Genomic DNA, 16789 nt, shown 5'->3' on the forward strand with positions numbered 1-16789 from the left:
CCGGTTTTTGTTATGAGTGTTATGAGTTGAGTGACAGCTCGCGGCAGATCAGGGCAAAGAGGTGCCCCTTGTCGTGAGCCGGGTTAAGGGTGAGCAGCTCTCGCAAGGTCTGTTCACAACCATCCCGCTGACCCAGCCCCAACAGGCCGAGCGCCCGGACCAGCAGACAGTGCTGGCGATGTTTGTGCTGCGGGTCGTCATCCAGCACGATGAGGTCGGGCAGTGAGACGGCGAAGAAATCCGCTTCGACCGACTCGCCCATCGCCTGCTCGGCCCAGCCGACCATCCCTTCAAAGAGACGCTGCGCCTCCGCAACCCGACCAAGACGTGCCAGCGCCATGCCCTGATAGAAGAGGTAATCCACCGGCTGATCGTTGTAGTAGCGGCTGGCCCCCAGCGACCCCTGACCAAGACAGGCCTGTTGCAGGCACTGGGCCGCCAGACTCTGGTTGTCACAGGCCAGATGGCAGAGCGCCAGCAGGTAGTGGATATCGTTGTCGGTCTGCCCCACCAGACGCCCCTCCCCCAGATTGAGGGGGTAGTGCAACGCCTGTTGCAGCAGCAAAATAGCCTGCTCGTGACGCCCCTGAGTCATCAACGCCAACGCCCGGCGCTGCTGGTTGATGAGGTACTGACCGGTCACCTTGCCCTCGCCCCCCTCCCAGGGGTGGAATTCGCGCAGCCGCAAGATCTCCGCCGCAGCCTCCAGCTGGCCGGTGATGTGATAGAGGCTGAGCAGTTCGGCAGTCAGGTCGTCGCGCTTGAGGGCCACCTCACGATGTGCCTCCAGCAGCGCCAACCGCTCGCTTGGTGCCATGACGCAGCGCTTGTGCAGTTGATCCAGTTCAAACAGCAGACGGGCATCGTCCGGCTTGAGGGCAAAGGCCCGACTCAGACACTGCTCGGCCGCCACCGGATCGCCGCTCTTGTTGAAGTGATAGATGCCAAGGTTGCGCCAGGCCGGGGCAAATCCGGGTGCCTGCTCGCACACCTGCTGCCACAGGGCAATCGCCTGCTCATAGTTGCGTTTGCTGTAGTGGAAGCAGCCCAGCAGATAGCTGGCAAACCAGCTGTGGGGCAGTTGCGCCAGCATGGCCACCTCGCCAAGGGTATTGGGGAAGCGCACCTTGCGGCCAAAGGCCTGCTCGGCCCGTTGCAGCAGGGCATCCTGCGCCTCACCTTCCGGCAGCAGCGCGGCCTGAAACAGCAGCGGCAGGGTCTCCTCCACCGGCAGTGTTGAGAGCAGTTGCTGCGCCAGCTCGGGGCGACCCAGTGCCAGCAGATTGCTCGCCAGGAAGCAGAGGTTCACCCCGCGCCCGTTGCACAGGGTGCGCAGCGCTTCGAGATCGTTCGGCTGCTCGCTTGCCAGCCAGCGCAGGAAGGCGAGCTGATAGTGGAGCGGATAGCGGACGCGCTGCTCGTCGATATAGGCAATGGCTGCCTCCCGCTGGCCAGACTCCAGCAGCGCCAACCCTTTGAGGGCGATAGCGCCGTAGTGGGTGCCGTTGACCGCAAGACTCTTCTCGACAAAGGGCAGCGCCTGCAGCGGGTCACGGCGCACCATGGCGATGCGAGCCAGCCCGAGGAAGCCGCTGTCGCGGCAGTTACCGCTCCAGGTCGCCTTGTAGAAGTCATCGAAGGCGGCATCGAACTGGCCAAGACGCTCCTCGATGTGGCCGCGCAACAAGCTCGCCTTGCCACACTGGGGGTTCTTGTTGAGGCGATGGGCACGAACCAGCGCCTGATTGACGTAAACCAGCGCCTGCTCATAGTTGGCGCGGTTGTACTCCAGGGTTGCCAGCGCCAGATTGCAGCGATAGTCGCCGCCATCGAGCTCCAGTGCCCGCAGGTAGTAATCAAAGGGCGAACGGCTGGCATGCAGATACTGCTCAAGATGCTGGCCGATGAAGTAGAGCTCGTCGACCGAGTCGAGATTGACGGCGGGCTCCGGTGCCGTGGCCGGATCCGGCAGGGCTTCGCCCGCGGGCTGATGCTCGAGATAACTCAAGATCGTCTGGCCCTGCTCATCCAGCAGGCGTACCTGCAAGCGTCCCTCGCTGGTGATGGCCTGCGGCTCGAGCCAGGCCTGACCCGGTTGCAGATCCAGCGTCTGGGTGAACAGCACGCCGCTCTCGTCACTCACTTCGAAACGGGCGTGGCACAGCGGCGCGATGGCGTAGGCACCGCACAGCAGACCGTCCTCGCTGCGCTCCAGCTTGATGGCGGCGCGGGTGTTGGCATTTTGCAGGGTGCCGAGAGTGTTGTAGGGCAGGAAGTTCTGCACGAACACCTTCTCCTCCCCCGCATCCAGCCAGGTGAAGTCGGGCTGGTTGTCGGTGTAGACCCCGGTCATCAGCTCGATGTAAGGGCCGTTGTCGTCGGTCAGGTTGCGATCCCAGGCCAGACCGAAGTCACAGTTGCCCCAGCTCCACTGCTTCTTGCCCGGCGAAACGTGGTGATCCGCCACGTGCAACAGGCCGCCCTGCTCGTCATGGCAGTAGGCGCCGACGAAGTCGTAGTCGGACTTGTCCGCCATATAGGAGGTGGGCACCGGAATATTGCGGTAACGGGAGATATCGACCCCGGCGGTGTAGTCCACCTTGTAGTAGGTGCCGCGGGCGATGGGGAAGGCACTGACGTCGCGCTTGCCGTGGTCATAGACGGCGGTCACATCAGGCGGGAAGACGCTCTGGTGGGCATCGCCCCCTTTCACTGCCGGGTTGGACCACCAGAGGAAGTGGCGCGGCGTGTCATTGCCGTTGAACACCTTGCCGGTGATCTCGATAAGCGCCTTGTCGGGATAGAGGGTGAAGCCTGCCATTACCTGCAGACCGCGCATCGGCTCCACTTCGCCGAGCAAGACGGTCTTGGCGCCGCCCTCGCGCTCCGCAATGGTGAAATCCACCGGCATAAAGGTGGTGGGTCTGTGGTGCTGCGGCCAGTTGAACTCGATGCCGCCGGAGATCCAGGGACCCACCAGCCCCACCAGCGCCGGTTTGATCACCTCGTTGTAATAGACGAAATCCCGCTGCATCACCTTGTCATAGGCACGGTGGATGCGGCCACCCAGCTCCGGCAGCAGCATCACCTTGATAAAGTCGTTCTCCAGCCAGACCGCCTGATAGGGCTTCATCTGCTTCTGACCGGTGAGGGTGTCGATCACCCCATAGGGATAGACGGCCCCCGAGGAGCCCTGATAGACCCGCTTCTCGAGAAACATGGGGTTGGGATCTTCGGCGCCCACCTCGTAGGTCGGCAGTGAGATGGTCTCTACCCAGACCTTTACATCAGCTCTCATTAATCTCGCCTCACTCAACATTTGTTAGTAAAGTTTTCAGTGAGAGCAGATTAGAATGGTTAAACCTGCATTAATTGCCGAAAGATCACGCAATACAGTAAGCGGAGTTTAGTGAAGCGATGAGCATAGGGTTGAACAACCAGAAGGTCCGCCACCACAACAAGCAGGTGCTGCTGGCCCTGCTCTATCAACTCAAGGAGGCGAGCAAATCCACCCTGGCCCGCCACTGCGAACTCTCCATCCCGGCGGTCAGCAAGATCCTCGACGAACTGGTGGCCGATGGCGCCATCAGCCACAGCGATCAGAACCTCTCCCAACGCGGCATCAATGGCGGCAGCTACCGCATTGCCAGCGGCCAGGGGGCCATCCTCTGCCTCAACATCAGCCCCACCCGTCTGGAGAGCATCCTGGTGGATAACCTGATCACCCCGCTGGATGAGTTCAGCGACCAGAAGATTGCCCCGCAGACCCCCGATGAGCTGCTGCGCCTGATTGAGGCGCACTACTACCAGCACAAACGCCGCCACAAGGGGCTGGCGATCCGGCTGGCCCTGTCGGTACACGGTCAGGTCAACCCGGCGACCGGGGTGTCGCAAACCATGCCGCAAGCCCCCTGGCATGCGCCGGTCGAGCTCAAGTATCTGCTGGAGGAGCGCCTCGGCTGCGAGGTGATGGTGGATAACGACTGCATCATGCTGGCACTGGCCCAGAAGTGGCAGGGCCGGGAAGGAAACGGGGATTTTTGCGTCATCAACGTCGATTACGGCATCGGGTCGGCCTTTATCATCAACGGCCAGATCTACCGGGGCGCCCTCTTTGGCAGCGGCCAGATAGGCCACACCATCATCAATCCGGACGGCAGCGCCTGTGCCTGCGGCCGCTATGGCTGCCTGGAGACAGTCGCCTCACTGTTTGCCATCAAGAAACGGGCCCGGGTCTTTCTCAAGCAACAAGTCAGTGCCGACAACCCGGCGCAGGCGGGTGTGGAGCTGGATACCGCCCAACTGCTCGCGCTCTACCATCAGGGGGATGCCATGATCCGCGCCCTGGTGGACGAAGGGGCCCGCGCCATTGGCCTGAGCCTCTACAACTTCCTCAATATCCTCAACATCAACCGCATCTGGCTCTATGGCCGCAGCTGCGACTTTGGTGAAGCATGGCTGCAAACTATCGTCAGTCAGACCGGAGCCAACCCGTTCGACTGCAGCGATGCGGTCAATGCGACCCAACTGCGCTTCGGTGAACTGACCCGCCCCCAGCAGGTAATGGGCATCGGCTACCTCTATGTAGAGCGAGCCTTGGCAAAAACCATGTAAAAAAGGGCGGGAGTCACTGACTCGCCACGGTTTTCCAGACACGCAGTTGCTGCCACGTTCAAACGCGACCGGCGACAGCCCGCCATTGGCACCATGACGCCTGATTGGGTTGTAAAACAGCTCGGTATCATCAAACAGGTCACTGCGGGCTTTATCGTCTGTCGGGTAAATCCGGTGCTTGAGCCGCCACCGCTTGCCCCCCTTCGTCGCCGCTTATCTGCCCTTAATCAAGCCTGCCCTTGCGGCAAGCGCCCCGTCACCCGCCCAGCGATAACGCCCCTGCGCCCCAAAAAGCGCGGGGGGCCTGATGGCCCCCCGCAAACACACCGGATGAGAAAATGCCTTACTTGGCAGCGCTATCCTTCACGCACTTCTGGACAAAGCTGTTCTTGGCCGCGCCAGCCAGCTTCTTGTCGGCCGCCGCCTTCTCGCACTTGGCCGCCGGATCCACCGCCGCGCCCGTCTTCACGCACTTCTGGATAAAGCTGTTCTTGGCCGCACCGGCCAGCTTCTTGTCAGCCGCCGCCTTCTCGCACTCGCCGGTCGCGGCGCCAGCGGCATCTTTCACGCACTTGCCGACAAAGCTGGTCTTGGCGGCGCCGTTAAGCTTTTTGGCTGCGGCCTGCGCCTCGCACTGCAACTGGGCAGTGTCGTTGGCAAAGACCGGATTGGCCAGCAGCACGCTGCCGCAGAGCAGGCCGAACAGGATGGTACGCTTCATGGGTGATCTCCTCTCTATCTGGTGATGTGTATGCATGGTCATATTTGCATGACGATGTGTTGCAAATGGCTGTGATGGCAACAGCTGATTGTTGCCGCAGATCCCCCGCCTCGCCAGCTTGGGAGCGGAGCAGAGGGCAACCAGCGCCCGCACTATAGCGCCGATTGCCGGAGCGGGATTGTCCCCAGCCAACCCTTACTCAACGGCAAGCCTGCCCCCTCTTCACCGCCACGCCCGCCAACCCCAATAAAATCAAGGGCCATGGGAATCCTGCCTCAGGTCACACCCTTTTATTGAGTTAGCGCAAAAAATCAGTCATTACTGACACTTACGTCATTTTTTGACTGGTGTAGCCAGATTCGATTGGCTTAACATAGCCATCCGGTGCCTATTCATCAGTGATGGGCAGCTGCCCTAGCTGGTTAATAGAGCATATTGGAAGCTGTAATCCACGGGCGGTAGCGTGGGTTTTGAACAGTGATTGATGAAGTTCGTAGGTTGGCGCTGAGCGCAGCGAAGCCCAACATGCGAGCCCTCGGTCAGTTGGTGGCCATTCGGTACAACCGAACAGACTGGATATTTCCGGAAAGGAGAACCATGCGCTATCGCCGAGCAACAACCAGTGGGGCATGTTGGTTCTTCACCGTCAACTTGGCTGACCGAAAGCAGGATCTGCTGGTACGTCATATCGACCTGCTGCGTGAAGTGCTCCGCCACGTCAAACAGCAACACCCCTTCGAGATTATTGCCATGGTGGTGATGCCGGATCATCTCCATGCCATATGGCAACTACCGCCGGGTGACAGTGGCTATCCCATGCGCTGGTCTCTGATCAAGGCAGGCTTTTCACGGGGCATTGCCAAAACAGAGCGGATACGAGAGAGCCGACTCAGAAAACGGGAACGAGGTATCTGGCAACGCCGTTATTGGGAACATCTGATCCGGGATGACAAGGATCTGCAAGCCCATGTCGATTACATCCACTTCAATCCGGTCAAACATGGTTATTGTGACAAGCCGGTCGATTGGCCTTACTCCTCCATCCATCGCCATATCGCCGCAGGATGGATAACGCCAGATTGGGCCATTGATAGTGACTCGGGCCGGGAATAATCGGCTTGGAATGTTTTGTAGGTTGGCGCTGAGCGCAGCGAAGCCCAACAAATGGGAGATATGATTTCCCAAACAAGATGAATTTTGAACATATAAAATCAAAAACCGAATTTAGCTTTCTCGGTCAACGTTGGGCTTCACTTCGTTCAGCACCAACCTACGAGATTTAGCCCAACATACGGGCTGGTTTTCACGAGGAAATGATGGATTTAAGAAAAATATTTGAATCAGTTAGCCTTGGGCTAACTGCTAAGTTTCAGCAAAGTGTGCAAATAAATCATCATGGTGGCAAAGGTGACAATAGAGAAGATGCATTTGTAGATTTTCTTCGTGATTACTTACCAAACAAATACGGCACAGGAAGAGGGGAAGTAATATCATCTAATAATGATGTAAGTGGAGAGCTTGATATTGTTATATATGATAAAGATCATTGCCCTTTGTTTCTCAAGTCACAATCACACTCTCTCTACCCAATCGAAAGTGTCTTCGGCGCAATAAGTATGAAGTCTCACTTGGATAGTGCAGAGCTGAAAGATGCATATCAAAATATTGTTAGCTTAAAGAAAATCGCTTCTAAACAAAATTTCTCACATAGCCCGAATCCAGGCATGCAAGTGGGTTTAGCACCAGTTACCCCTGTGACTGCGATTTTCGCATATGCTGCAAATCGCAGCCTTTCGGCAATCGCGAAACAAGTTAAAGAGCTCGATGGTCAATTAGAAGACATAAGCTTGAGACCGGACTTTGTGGTTGTTTTAGGACTAGGGATAGTCGGTCCGTCAGGAAAATTGAGGAACAATTTTAATAAATATACTTTACCCGAGTCTGTTGATGAGGTGGCAAATGAACGTAAAACAGGTCGCCACACTTTACTTCGGTTCTATATGCAACTCTTAGATGAGCTAAATACAATTACTCAGAAACCATTAGACCTTCATTCGTATTTTGAAATGCCGTCAAAGGTCGGCGAGTTCAAAGTTAGGAAACATGACCGACTTATGATTAGAAAGGTAGATGAAGGCTCGGAGAGTTCAGTAAAACGCTTAACGAAGAAGTTTATCGAGAAAATTGTTGCCGAATCAAAACCAGTCACTTTGAAGCAGCATTTTATTAATCACCTTGGGGCCTTACCCATAGGCGCTGAAAAAATTTACGATTTGAGTTCTACTGTCTATGAATACAACCCTTTGAAAAAACCATCACTTCAAGTTGTGTGGGATGAAAATGGACTACCGACTGGAGACAAGCAAACTTTTCAGCCTTACGGTATAGAAATAGACGGAAAACGATATGCTGTGGACATGGGTGATCTTAGTGAATCCGATTTTGAAGATAACCCTGACTTTACAGTTGATGAGTTAATGTCAAGGTGAAAAAATTTCAAATATTCTGGGATACCCACCATTTACACACTCGCTGATCCAGCTTTACCAACTCAGAAATAAAAATCCCCCGTTACCGGGGGATTTTTATTTATATCGGTATCTCAGCTCAGCGGCTTACCCCACCAAAAACGCCCTTAACCGGGCAAACTCTGCTGGCAAATTAACGGAGAGCAGCGGCAGCTCGGCGTGTTTGGCCAGAGGGCCGGGCAGCGGCACATCGAGATGCAGGATCTCGTCCACCGACTCCTTGAACTTGGCAGGATGGGCAGTGCAGAGGAACACCCCCACTTCGTCCTCGGCCAGCTGTTCACCCAGCAGATCCCAGGCAATGGCGCCGTGGGGTTCACAGAGGTAATCCAGCTGGTGCAGGCGTTTCAGGGCAGCGCGAGTCTGAACGTCGTCACGCATGCCTGACCCCAGGGTCTCCAGCGCCCAGCCCTTGCGGCGGCACAGCTCTTCTACTCGTGGCCAGTTGTTGGGGCGGCTGACATCCATGGCGTTCGACAGGGTTGCCACTGTCTGGTGCGGCTCCCACTGACCGGTTTTCAGGTAGCGCGGCACGGTGTCGTTGGCGTTGGTGGCGGCGATAAAGCGCTTCACCGGCAGCCCCAGCGCCTTGGCGATAAGACCTGCGGTGAGGTTGCCAAAGTTGCCGGACGGCACGCTGATCACTGCCTTGGCGCGGTCAGCTTTCGGCAGCTGGGCCACCGCCTCGAAGTAATAGCAAACCTGCGCCAGCAGACGGCTGATATTGATGGAGTTGGCGGAGTTGAGGCCAATGGCCTTTTTCAGCGCTTCGTCGTCAAAGGCCTGTTTTACCAGCGCCTGACAGGCATCGAAGTCACCGTCGATGGCGATGGTGCGGATATTGCCGCCGAGGGTGCAGAAGAGCTTCTCCTGCAGCGGGCTTATCTTGCCCTTGGGATAGAGGATCACTACCTCGATCCCCTCCAGCCCGAAGAAGGCGTGGGCCACGGCGGCGCCGGTATCGCCGGAGGTGGCGGTAAGGATGGTGATCTTGTCACTCTTTTCGGCAGATACGGTTCTAAAGGCCGCGAGGCACTGGGCCATAAAGCGGCCGCCGAAATCCTTGAACGCCAGAGTCGGGCCGTGGAACAGCTCAAGGGCATAAGTGCCATCCTTGAGTTTCACCAGCGGCGCCGGGAAGGTGAAGGCGGCATTGATCAGCTCGCTCACTTTTGCTGCGGGCACTTCGTCCCCCAGCAGGTGGCTGATGATGCGGGCAGAGCGTTCGGCCAGCGGCAGATCGAGCAGGGCATCCACATCGGCGAGCGGTTCGAGTTGTTCGGGGAAGAAGAGCCCCTGTTCGCGACCCAAGCCCTGACGCACCGCCTGCGCGAAGCTCACCTGTTCGCTGTTGTCCTTGATATTGTAAAGATTCATAGCTCGCTTCCTGTTACCCGTGCCCCGGCCATGTCCAGTTTGCAGACCCGGGCAAAACCATCTTCGTTCTGCACAAAATGTGCTTCCATCCAATCCTTCATCCGCTCGGCCTGCGCCAGCTCCTTCATCACCACAAACACGGTGGGGCCGGAGCCGGAGATGCCGGTGGCCAGCGCCCCGTTCTGGGCCGCCTGCGCCCGCACTTCGGCAAAGCCGTCGATCAGCGCCGCGCGGTAGGGTTCGGCAATCACATCTTTCAGTACGCTCGCGGCCAACCCTTCTTGCCCGGTGTAGCTGGCGTGAACAAAGGCAGCCAAGCGGCGGCCGTAGGTGAGGCAATCCTGACGGCGATACTGGGCCGGCAGAATGGCGCGGGCGGCGGCGGTAGAGACCACTGTGCCCGGGTAGCAGACCACCCAGTACCACTGATCGAACACCGGAATACCCTGACTGATAACGCCGTGCTCTTCCAGCACCAGCTGCATGCCACCGAGATAACAGGGGGCCACGTTGTCGTAGTGAACGGAGCCGGAGATCTTGCCTTCCATCTCCCCCATCAGCAGCAGCATGTCGTGCTCATTGAGCGGCGCGCCGTGAAAGGCGTTGAGCCCTTCAAGGGCTGCCACCACGCTACAGGCGCTCGACCCCAGACCCGAACCGACCGGCAGGTTCTTCTCCAGCACCATCGCCAGCGGCTTGAGTGTCAGGCCGCGCTTCTCCAGCGCCTCGCCATAGGCCACCCAGCAGTCGAACAGGATATTCTTTTTCGGATCATCCGGCAGCTTGTGGGCGTAGCGGCCCACGGATGAGAGCGCAAATGGCACGTCAGCCGCTTTCACCTGCACCCGATCACCGAGCAGAGAGCCATCAACGGGGGCGAGCGCCGCCCCCAGTACATCGAATCCCACGCTCAGGTTGGCGCTGGAGGCGGGCGCATAGGCGACTACGCTGCCGCCTTCCGTCATATAGGGGGGGGACATGTCTGAACTCATGCTTATAGCTCCTGCTTCCAGTTCTGGGTGCGCAGCACGTCGGCAAAGACGCCCGCTGCGGTCACTTCGGTACCGGCGCCATAGCCGCGCAGCACCAGCGGGATCGGCTGGTAGTAGGTGGAGAAGAAGGCGAGCGCGTTCTCCCCGTCTTTGACCTTGAACAGCGGCTCGTCGGCACCGACCGCCTTGATAGCCACCTTGCACTTGCCACCTTCAATGGAGCCCACATAGCGCAGCACCTTGCCTTCACGCTGGGCGGCGGCGAACTGATCGCGGAACCAGCCGTCCGCTTCGGGCAGACGGGCCATAAAGGCTTCCACGTCGCCGCTCACATCAAAGCCGGGCGGCAGCGCTTGCTCGACTTCGACATCGGAGAGCTCCAGCGCCATGCCAGCCTCGCGAGCCAGAATGAGCAGCTTGCGCGCCACATCCATGCCGTTGAGATCGTCGCGGGGATCCGGCTCGGTAAAGCCGTTGCTGCGAGCAATCTTGGTGGCTTCAGAGAAGGCCATCCCTTCATCCAGCTTGCCGAAGATAAAGGAGAGGGAACCGGACAGGATGCCGTCGAAGGCGCGCAGCTTGTCACCGGCCTTGATGAGGTTTTGCAGGTTCTCGATAACCGGCAGGCCCGCACCGACGTTGGTTTCATAGAGGAACTTGCGGCGAGTCTGGCGGGCGGTGCGGCGCAGCGCCTTGTAGTAATCAAGCGACCCGGTGTTGGCCTTCTTGTTCGGAGTCACCACGTGGAAACCGGCGGCGAGGAAGTCAGCATACTGGACGGCCACCGCCTCGGAGGAGGTGCAGTCCACGATCACCGGGTTGATGATGTGGCTATCTTCCACCAGCTTTTTCACCCCTTCCAGCGAGAAGCTGTCGCGGGCTTCCACCAACTGTTCGCGCCAGTTGGCGAGGTTCAGGCCATCCTTGTTGACCGCCATCTGGCGGCTGTTGGCGATGCCGACCACCCGCAGGCCAGTGCCCTGCTCGGCCAGTACCGGTTGCTGGCGGGCAATCTGATCCACCAGCGCGGCGCCGACGCCACCGACCCCGACCACAAAGAGATCGATAAACTGCTGGCTGCCAAAGAAGTTCTGGTGACACGCCTTGATGGCTTCCGCCACCTTGCGATCCCGCACCACCGCCGAGATGGAGCGCTCGCTCGACCCCTGGGCGATGGCGACGATATTGATGGAGGCTTGCGCCAGCGAAGTGAAGAAGCGGGCCGCCATCCCTTTGCTGGTGCGCATGCCGTCACCGATCAGGGAGATGATCGCCAGATCGCTGATGATATCCAGCGGCTCCAGCAGCTGGTTTTTGAATTCGAGCTCGAACTCGCGCTCCAGCACCTTGCGGGTCTTCTCACTGTCGTAGCTGTGGATACAGAAGCTGACGCTGTACTCGGAGGATGACTGGGTGATCAGCACGATACTGACCCCGGCGCGGGAGACGGCGGAGAAGATGCGACCGGCCATGCCGACCATCCCCTTCATGCCGGGGCCGGAGACGTTGAACATGCACATGCCGGACAAGTCGGAGATGGCCTTCACTTTCAGGTCATCGTCGCCGCTCTCGGGGCCAATCAGGGTGCCCGCCCCTTGCGGGTTGAAGCTGTTCTTGATGAGGCAGGGAATATGGAACTGGGCCACCGGCGCGATGGTTTTCGGGTGCAACACCTTGGCGCCAAAGTAGGAGAGCTCCATCGCCTCCTTGTAGGAGAGGGTTTTCAGCAGATAGGCATCCGGCACCAGACGGGGGTCACAGCTGTAGCAGCCCTCGACGTCAGTCCAGATCTCGCAGCACTCGGCATCGACACAGGCGGCCAATACGGCTGCGGAGTAGTCGGAACCGTTGCGACCCAGCAGCACGGTTTCACCCTTGTCGCTGCCACCGGTAAAGCCCGGCATCAGGTAAAGGCAGTCGCTACGCAGCCCCTTGGCGGCAAAGCGCACCCGGGAGGCTTCAATATCGACGTGCGCTTCCAGATAGCCGCCGTCGGTGACCAGCAACTCTTCCGGTACGATCAGCTCCAGATCCAGACCGCGCACCCGCAGCAGCTCGTGCATAAAAGCGATGGAGAGGTTCTCGCCACGGCTCAGAATGCGCGCCTGCACGTTGTCCGGGCAGAGGCCCAGCAGACGGATGCCCTGCATCAGCCGCTCCACCTGATCCAGCTCGGCGGTGAGACGGGCCAGCAGCGCCTTGTCATCGAGCGCCGGATAAGCAGCCTTCAACCCGGCCAGCAGGCGGGAGAAGATGCCGTTCACTTCAAACAGGGTGGAACTGGCATCCATGCCACGGCTGGTCTGTTCCACCAGCGCCACCAGATGATTGGTCACCTTGGCAGGCGCAGACAGCACCAGGGCTACCTGAGATTGGCCGTGGGTATTCACCGCAATGTCGGCAACCCGTAAAAAACGCTCTGCGTCGGCCAGAGATGACCCGCCAAACTTCAACACTCTCATCGCTTTCTCTCCCTGTAATCCCTGCTGTATGACCGAAAACCGGTCTGAAAATCATCCAACAAAAAGGCCCGTACTGGGTGGGTACGGGCCTTTTCTGATTTCTGTGCTTGTTCGTCAGCGCATCAACCGGCCCCAGTGCCACCTGTGGTGGTACCGGTAATAATGGTGGTGGTGATGATGTTGGTGAATAGCTGCATGACGAACACTCGTGAACGAAACTGGCTTTTAGCAATACCGCGCCGGGAGCAGGGCTGTCAACTTAAACCTCTTTCCTACTCACGCCCAAATCGGCGCGCAAGGTCTTTGCAGAGCAGGTGGAGCATGTTCAAATCCCGCTGCGGCAGCATGGGCACCCGGTCCATCACCCATTGATGCAGTTTTTCATCCTGCGAAACTCCGAGTTCACCCAGCAGTTCTGCTGTTTTGCTTTTCAGCACTCGAACCTGCCCGGCGTTATCAACATTTTCTGCTACCGCTGCGGCGCCGTCGGCATTGAGCTCATCCACCAGCTGACTCATCTCGTAGGCGTAGAGCATGATCGCCTGCCCCAGATTGAGGGACGGGTAGCTCACCTTGAGGGGCAGATAGCTGATGAGATCGACCTCGGCCAGCTGCTCGTTGGAGAGCCCCGACTCCTCACAGCCAAAGACGATGGCGACCTTGCCGAGCAATGGCTTGCTGCGGATCTGCTCGCGGATCTCCCCCGGCGTGAGGTAATGCTGGTAGCGACCGCGCTCACGGGCGGTGGTGGCGATCACCAGATCCATGTCCGCCAGCGCCTCGGGCAGGGTATCGAACGCCTCGGCCTGGGTCAGGATCTCCTGGGCGCCGTGGGCCACCCAGCTCGCCTCCTCCTCTTCGTGCACCCGGCTCGCTACCAGTCGCATGGCATCGAATCCCATGGTTTTCATGGCGCGGGCAGCCGCCCCCACATTCGCAGGACGGGCAGGTGCCACCAAGACAAAATAGAGCTTCATCGGGTTTCCTCACAGGCCGGACGGCCTCTCAAACAGACAGCAAACAGTCGCTAAACCATCACCAAAACAGGGGCGCAATCTACCGTTTATCCCCGAAAATTGCCACTTGAACAGACGTTTGAATGTTGCGATAGTGGCCAGACGTGTGAACGATTTACACGCAATCCTTCGCGCTATCGGCCCGACAGATCACAAGGAAGAGAGAGATGCAGCAGCCATTGGAACAGGCCGTCGCCGAGACTATCTTGCAACGCTTCGAGTCGTTTTACAGCCGGTTTCTCGAGATAACCCAGGGCAGCAAGAGCCGCTTCGAGAACAGTGACTGGCTGGGGGTGCAGCTCGCCGGACGGGAGCGGATTCGCCTCTATGACCACCATGTGGGGGCCACCGCCAGCTCCATCCGCCAGATGATGGGGGAGCACCACGCCACCCAGGAGCTGCTCAAGCGGGTCAAAAGCGCCTTCAGCGATCTGCTGCCCCGTTGTGACAACTTCGAGGTGGCGGAGTCCTTCTTCAACTCCGTCTATCGCCGGATCTTCCGCCATCGCAATATCCGCGACGAGAACCTCTATATCCACCCCTTTGTCAGCCGTGGCGAAAAACCGGACCTGAGCGCCCTGCTGCGGGTCTATCGCACCGATCTGGCCCACCTGCCGCAGACCTTGAGCCAGCTGCTCGGCGATTACAGCTTCACCCTCCCCTACGAGGACAAGCAGCGGGATATTGTCGACATCCACCGCCATCTTGCGGAGAACGGCCCGCAAATTATCCATGACGAGCCCTTTGCCATCGAGCTGCTCAAAGAGGTGTTTTACCGCAACAAAGGGGCCTATCTGGTGGGCCTGATCCGGGCCCGGGATCAGGTCTTCCCCTTTATCCTGCCCCTGCTCAGCACCGGCCACAGCATCTATGTGGACACCGTCATCTTCGAGCCGGATCTTGCCTCCATCGTGTTTGGCTTCGCCCGCGCCTACTTCATGGTCTATGCCCGTGAACCGGCGCTGTTTGTCGCCTTCCTGCGCCAGATCATGCCTCACAAACCCGATTACGAGATCTACAACGCCATCGGCTGCCAGAAGCACGGCAAGACCGAGCTCTATCGCCACTACCGCCACCATCTGGCCCAGAGTCGGGATCAGTTCATCATCGCGCCGGGCATCAAGGGGATGGTGATGAGCGTGTTCACCCTCCCCTCCTACGATGTGGTGTTCAAGGTGATCAAGGACGAGTTCACGCCCCCGAAGGATGTGAGCCACGAGCAGGTGAAGGCGAAGTACCGACTGGTAAAACAGCATGATCGGGTTGGCCGCATGGCCGATACCCAGGAGTTCACCAACTTCGAGTTCCCCCTCGATCGCATCTCGCCCGAGCTCCTTGCCGAGCTCAAGACGGTGGCGCCGTCGGCCCTCACCATCACGGACGACAAGCTGGTGATCAAGCACCTCTACACCGAGCGCAAGATGATCCCCCTCAACCTCTATCTCGACAAGGCGGACGAGCAGCAGACCCGGCTCGCGCTGGAGGAGTACGGCAACGCCATCAAGCAGCTGGCGGCGGCCAACATCTTCCCGGGGGACATGCTGTTCAAGAACTTCGGCGTCACCCGCCATGGCCGGGTGGTTTTCTACGACTACGACGAGATCTGCTACATGACAGAGTGCAACTTCCGCCAGATCCCGCCGCCGCGCTACCCCGAGGATGAGTGGAGTGCCGAGCCCTGGTACTCGGTCGCCCCCAATGACATCTTCCCCGAGGAGTTCGCCACCTTCCTGCTGCAAAAACCGCAGGTACGGGAGATCATGCTGCAACTGCACAAGGAGATGTTCGACGCCAACTACTGGAAGATGCTGCAGAGCAACATCAAGGTGGGGGTGTTCGAAGATGTCTACCCCTACCGGCGCAAGAAGCGCTTCAAGTACCAACGCGGCGGCTGATCCCGCTGACCCAGCGCGAATGGCAGCAACGAAAACGGGGTGGCACAAGCCACCCCGTTTTGCTGACCGCTTTGCGCCTTAACTGCCGCGACGGCGGATCACCCCTTCCTGCATGGTGCTCGCCACCAACATGCCGTCACGGGTAAAGAACTGACCGCGCACCAGACCGCGGCCGCTGCTGGCGCTCGGGCTGTCTACCACGTAGAGCAGCCAGTCGTCGAAGCGGAAATCCCGGTGGAACCACATGGAGTGATCGATGGTGGCCACCTGCATATCCGGCTCCCAGTACGACACCCCGTGGGGCTGCAGCGAGGTGAGCAGGAAGTTGAAGTCGGAGGCGTAGGCCAGCAGGTATTTGTGCACCCGCAGATCGTCCGGCATCTGACCGTTGGCCTTGAACCAGACATGGCGTACCGGATCCTGCACCGTCGGTCGAATAGGGTCGACCAGGGTTACCGGGCGCATCTCGATAGGCTGCTCGCAGAGGATCTTGTCGCGCAGGGAGGCCGGGATCAGGTTCTCGTAGGGGCGCACCAGCTCCAGCTCGCTCTTGAGCTCCTCCGGCGGGGTGATGCCGGTGGGCATCTGCGCCTGATGCTCGAAGCCATCGGCCGGCACCTGAAACGAGGCGTTGAGATAGAAGATGGGCTTGCCGCCCTGAATCGCCTTGACCCGGCGGGTGGAGACGGTCTGGCCGTCACGGATATTCTCCACGTCATAGACGATGGGACGGGTCACATCCCCCGGACGCAGGAAGTAGGAGTGAAAACTGTGAACTTGACGGCCGGTCTCGACCGTCTGCTTGGCGGCTGACAAGGCCTGCCCCATTACCTGTCCGCCAAACACGGCCCGCAGACCGAGATCCTGGCTCTGGCCCCGAAACAGGCCCTCCTCGATTTTTTCCAGCGCCAGCAACGCCAGCAGCTCATCAAGTACCTTGCTCATTGTTCACTCCTCTATCAGAGCCGCACAGGCTAACAAGAGCTCATCCAGGCTGCAATCTTTTGACTGGCGCGACATGGTTACACCACATGCAAAAAAGGAGGCTAAATAGCCTCCCTTGTCTGTTTGCAAACAGTCAATGCTTGCTCGCATGACTAACGCTTACCTCGTCACAACCGCCTAATCCGGGCATTCATCTTCAGCTTGTATGGTCAACAGCCGGGCCAGTTCTGTCGTTGCTG

General features: G+C 58.9%; 11 protein-coding genes and 1 pseudogene. 4 read left to right on the top strand and 8 right to left on the bottom strand.

Annotated elements, in window-relative coordinates; genetic code table 11:
* Nucleotides 1-19: 19 nt before the first annotated feature.
* A complete protein-coding gene (locus LD28_RS0107015) occupies nucleotides 20-3298 on the bottom strand; it encodes a DUF5107 domain-containing protein (protein ID WP_033136276.1) in 3279 nt (1092 codons plus the stop codon).
* A 119-nt stretch (nucleotides 3299-3417) separates the two neighbouring features.
* On the opposite strand from LD28_RS0107015, the gene LD28_RS0107020 reads away from it, so the two are divergent.
* Complete coding sequence (locus LD28_RS0107020; protein ID WP_033136277.1) at nucleotides 3418-4614, top strand: ROK family transcriptional regulator; 1197 nt, start codon at nucleotides 3418-3420, stop codon at nucleotides 4612-4614.
* A 45-nt stretch (nucleotides 4615-4659) separates the two neighbouring features.
* Here LD28_RS0107020 and LD28_RS22900 read toward each other — a convergent pair.
* Both LD28_RS22900 and LD28_RS0107025 read right to left on the bottom strand, forming a co-directional pair.
* Nucleotides 4660-4809: pseudogene (locus LD28_RS22900) on the bottom strand (IS3 family transposase); the annotation flags it as partial.
* A 148-nt stretch (nucleotides 4810-4957) separates the two neighbouring features.
* Nucleotides 4958-5335: a hypothetical protein gene (locus tag LD28_RS0107025; RefSeq protein ID WP_033115842.1), complete on the bottom strand. Its 378-nt coding sequence runs from the start codon at nucleotides 5333-5335 to the stop codon at nucleotides 4958-4960.
* A gap of 597 nt (nucleotides 5336-5932) precedes the next feature.
* Between LD28_RS0107025 and LD28_RS0107030 the strand changes: the two genes are divergently transcribed.
* Both LD28_RS0107030 and LD28_RS0107035 read left to right on the top strand, forming a co-directional pair.
* Complete coding sequence (locus LD28_RS0107030; protein WP_033136278.1) at nucleotides 5933-6448, top strand: REP-associated tyrosine transposase; 516 nt, start codon at nucleotides 5933-5935, stop codon at nucleotides 6446-6448.
* 200 nt (nucleotides 6449-6648) lie between these two features.
* Complete coding sequence (locus LD28_RS0107035) at nucleotides 6649-7824, top strand: DUF6602 domain-containing protein (protein ID WP_139123787.1); 1176 nt, start codon at nucleotides 6649-6651, stop codon at nucleotides 7822-7824.
* Nucleotides 7825-7950: 126 nt separating this feature from the next.
* On the opposite strand, the gene thrC is transcribed toward LD28_RS0107035, so the two are convergent.
* From thrC to LD28_RS0107055, 4 genes are all read right to left on the bottom strand, one after another.
* Entirely contained in the window at nucleotides 7951-9240 is a 1290-nt protein-coding gene (gene thrC, locus LD28_RS0107040; RefSeq protein ID WP_033136280.1) for a threonine synthase, read from the bottom strand.
* Nucleotides 9237-10232 carry a homoserine kinase gene (thrB, locus tag LD28_RS0107045; RefSeq protein WP_033136281.1) on the bottom strand — a complete coding sequence of 332 codons (996 nt, stop codon included), beginning with the start codon at nucleotides 10230-10232 and terminating at the stop codon, nucleotides 9237-9239. The genes thrC and thrB overlap by 4 nt, the downstream gene beginning before the upstream one ends.
* Nucleotides 10233-10234: 2 nt before the next feature.
* The gene (gene thrA, locus LD28_RS0107050) at nucleotides 10235-12694 is read right to left on the bottom strand and encodes a bifunctional aspartate kinase/homoserine dehydrogenase I (RefSeq protein WP_033136282.1); all 2460 of its coding nucleotides are present in this window, start codon (nucleotides 12692-12694) and stop codon (nucleotides 10235-10237) included.
* Between the two features lie 272 nt (nucleotides 12695-12966).
* On the bottom strand, nucleotides 12967-13671 hold the full coding sequence (locus LD28_RS0107055) for a tRNA/rRNA methyltransferase (RefSeq protein WP_033136283.1): 705 nt from the start codon (nucleotides 13669-13671) through the stop codon (nucleotides 12967-12969).
* A 206-nt stretch (nucleotides 13672-13877) separates the two neighbouring features.
* Here LD28_RS0107055 and aceK point away from each other — a divergent pair, with 206 nt between their 5' ends.
* Nucleotides 13878-15605 carry a bifunctional isocitrate dehydrogenase kinase/phosphatase gene (gene aceK, locus LD28_RS0107060; RefSeq protein ID WP_033136284.1) on the top strand — a complete coding sequence of 576 codons (1728 nt, stop codon included), beginning with the start codon at nucleotides 13878-13880 and terminating at the stop codon, nucleotides 15603-15605.
* Nucleotides 15606-15683: 78 nt separating this feature from the next.
* On the opposite strand, the gene tesB is transcribed toward aceK, so the two are convergent.
* Nucleotides 15684-16550 carry an acyl-CoA thioesterase II gene (gene tesB / locus LD28_RS0107065; RefSeq protein WP_019445657.1) on the bottom strand — a complete coding sequence of 289 codons (867 nt, stop codon included), beginning with the start codon at nucleotides 16548-16550 and terminating at the stop codon, nucleotides 15684-15686.
* Nucleotides 16551-16789 lie beyond the last annotated feature (239 nt).

The organism is Aeromonas finlandensis, from assembly GCF_000764645.1.
GTDB lineage: Bacteria > Pseudomonadota > Gammaproteobacteria > Enterobacterales > Aeromonadaceae > Aeromonas > Aeromonas finlandensis.

What these genes read in the sequence shown, in the direction of transcription:
- thrA (WP_033136282.1), bottom strand. Translation starts at nt 12,694, where the DNA reads ATGAGAGTGTTGAAGTTTGGCGGGTCATCTCTGGCCGACGCAGAGCGT.
- LD28_RS0107035 (WP_139123787.1), top strand. Translation starts at nt 6,649, where the DNA reads ATGATGGATTTAAGAAAAATATTTGAATCAGTTAGCCTTGGGCTAACT.
- LD28_RS0107020 (WP_033136277.1), top strand. Translation starts at nt 3,418, where the DNA reads ATGAGCATAGGGTTGAACAACCAGAAGGTCCGCCACCACAACAAGCAG.
- LD28_RS0107015 (WP_033136276.1), bottom strand. Translation starts at nt 3,298, where the DNA reads ATGAGAGCTGATGTAAAGGTCTGGGTAGAGACCATCTCACTGCCGACC.
- aceK (WP_033136284.1), top strand. Translation starts at nt 13,878, where the DNA reads ATGCAGCAGCCATTGGAACAGGCCGTCGCCGAGACTATCTTGCAACGC.
- LD28_RS0107055 (WP_033136283.1), bottom strand. Translation starts at nt 13,671, where the DNA reads ATGAAGCTCTATTTTGTCTTGGTGGCACCTGCCCGTCCTGCGAATGTG.
- tesB (WP_019445657.1), bottom strand. Translation starts at nt 16,550, where the DNA reads ATGAGCAAGGTACTTGATGAGCTGCTGGCGTTGCTGGCGCTGGAAAAA.
- LD28_RS0107025 (WP_033115842.1), bottom strand. Translation starts at nt 5,335, where the DNA reads ATGAAGCGTACCATCCTGTTCGGCCTGCTCTGCGGCAGCGTGCTGCTG.
- LD28_RS0107030 (WP_033136278.1), top strand. Translation starts at nt 5,933, where the DNA reads ATGCGCTATCGCCGAGCAACAACCAGTGGGGCATGTTGGTTCTTCACC.
- thrB (WP_033136281.1), bottom strand. Translation starts at nt 10,232, where the DNA reads ATGAGTTCAGACATGTCCCCCCCCTATATGACGGAAGGCGGCAGCGTA.
- thrC (WP_033136280.1), bottom strand. Translation starts at nt 9,240, where the DNA reads ATGAATCTTTACAATATCAAGGACAACAGCGAACAGGTGAGCTTCGCG.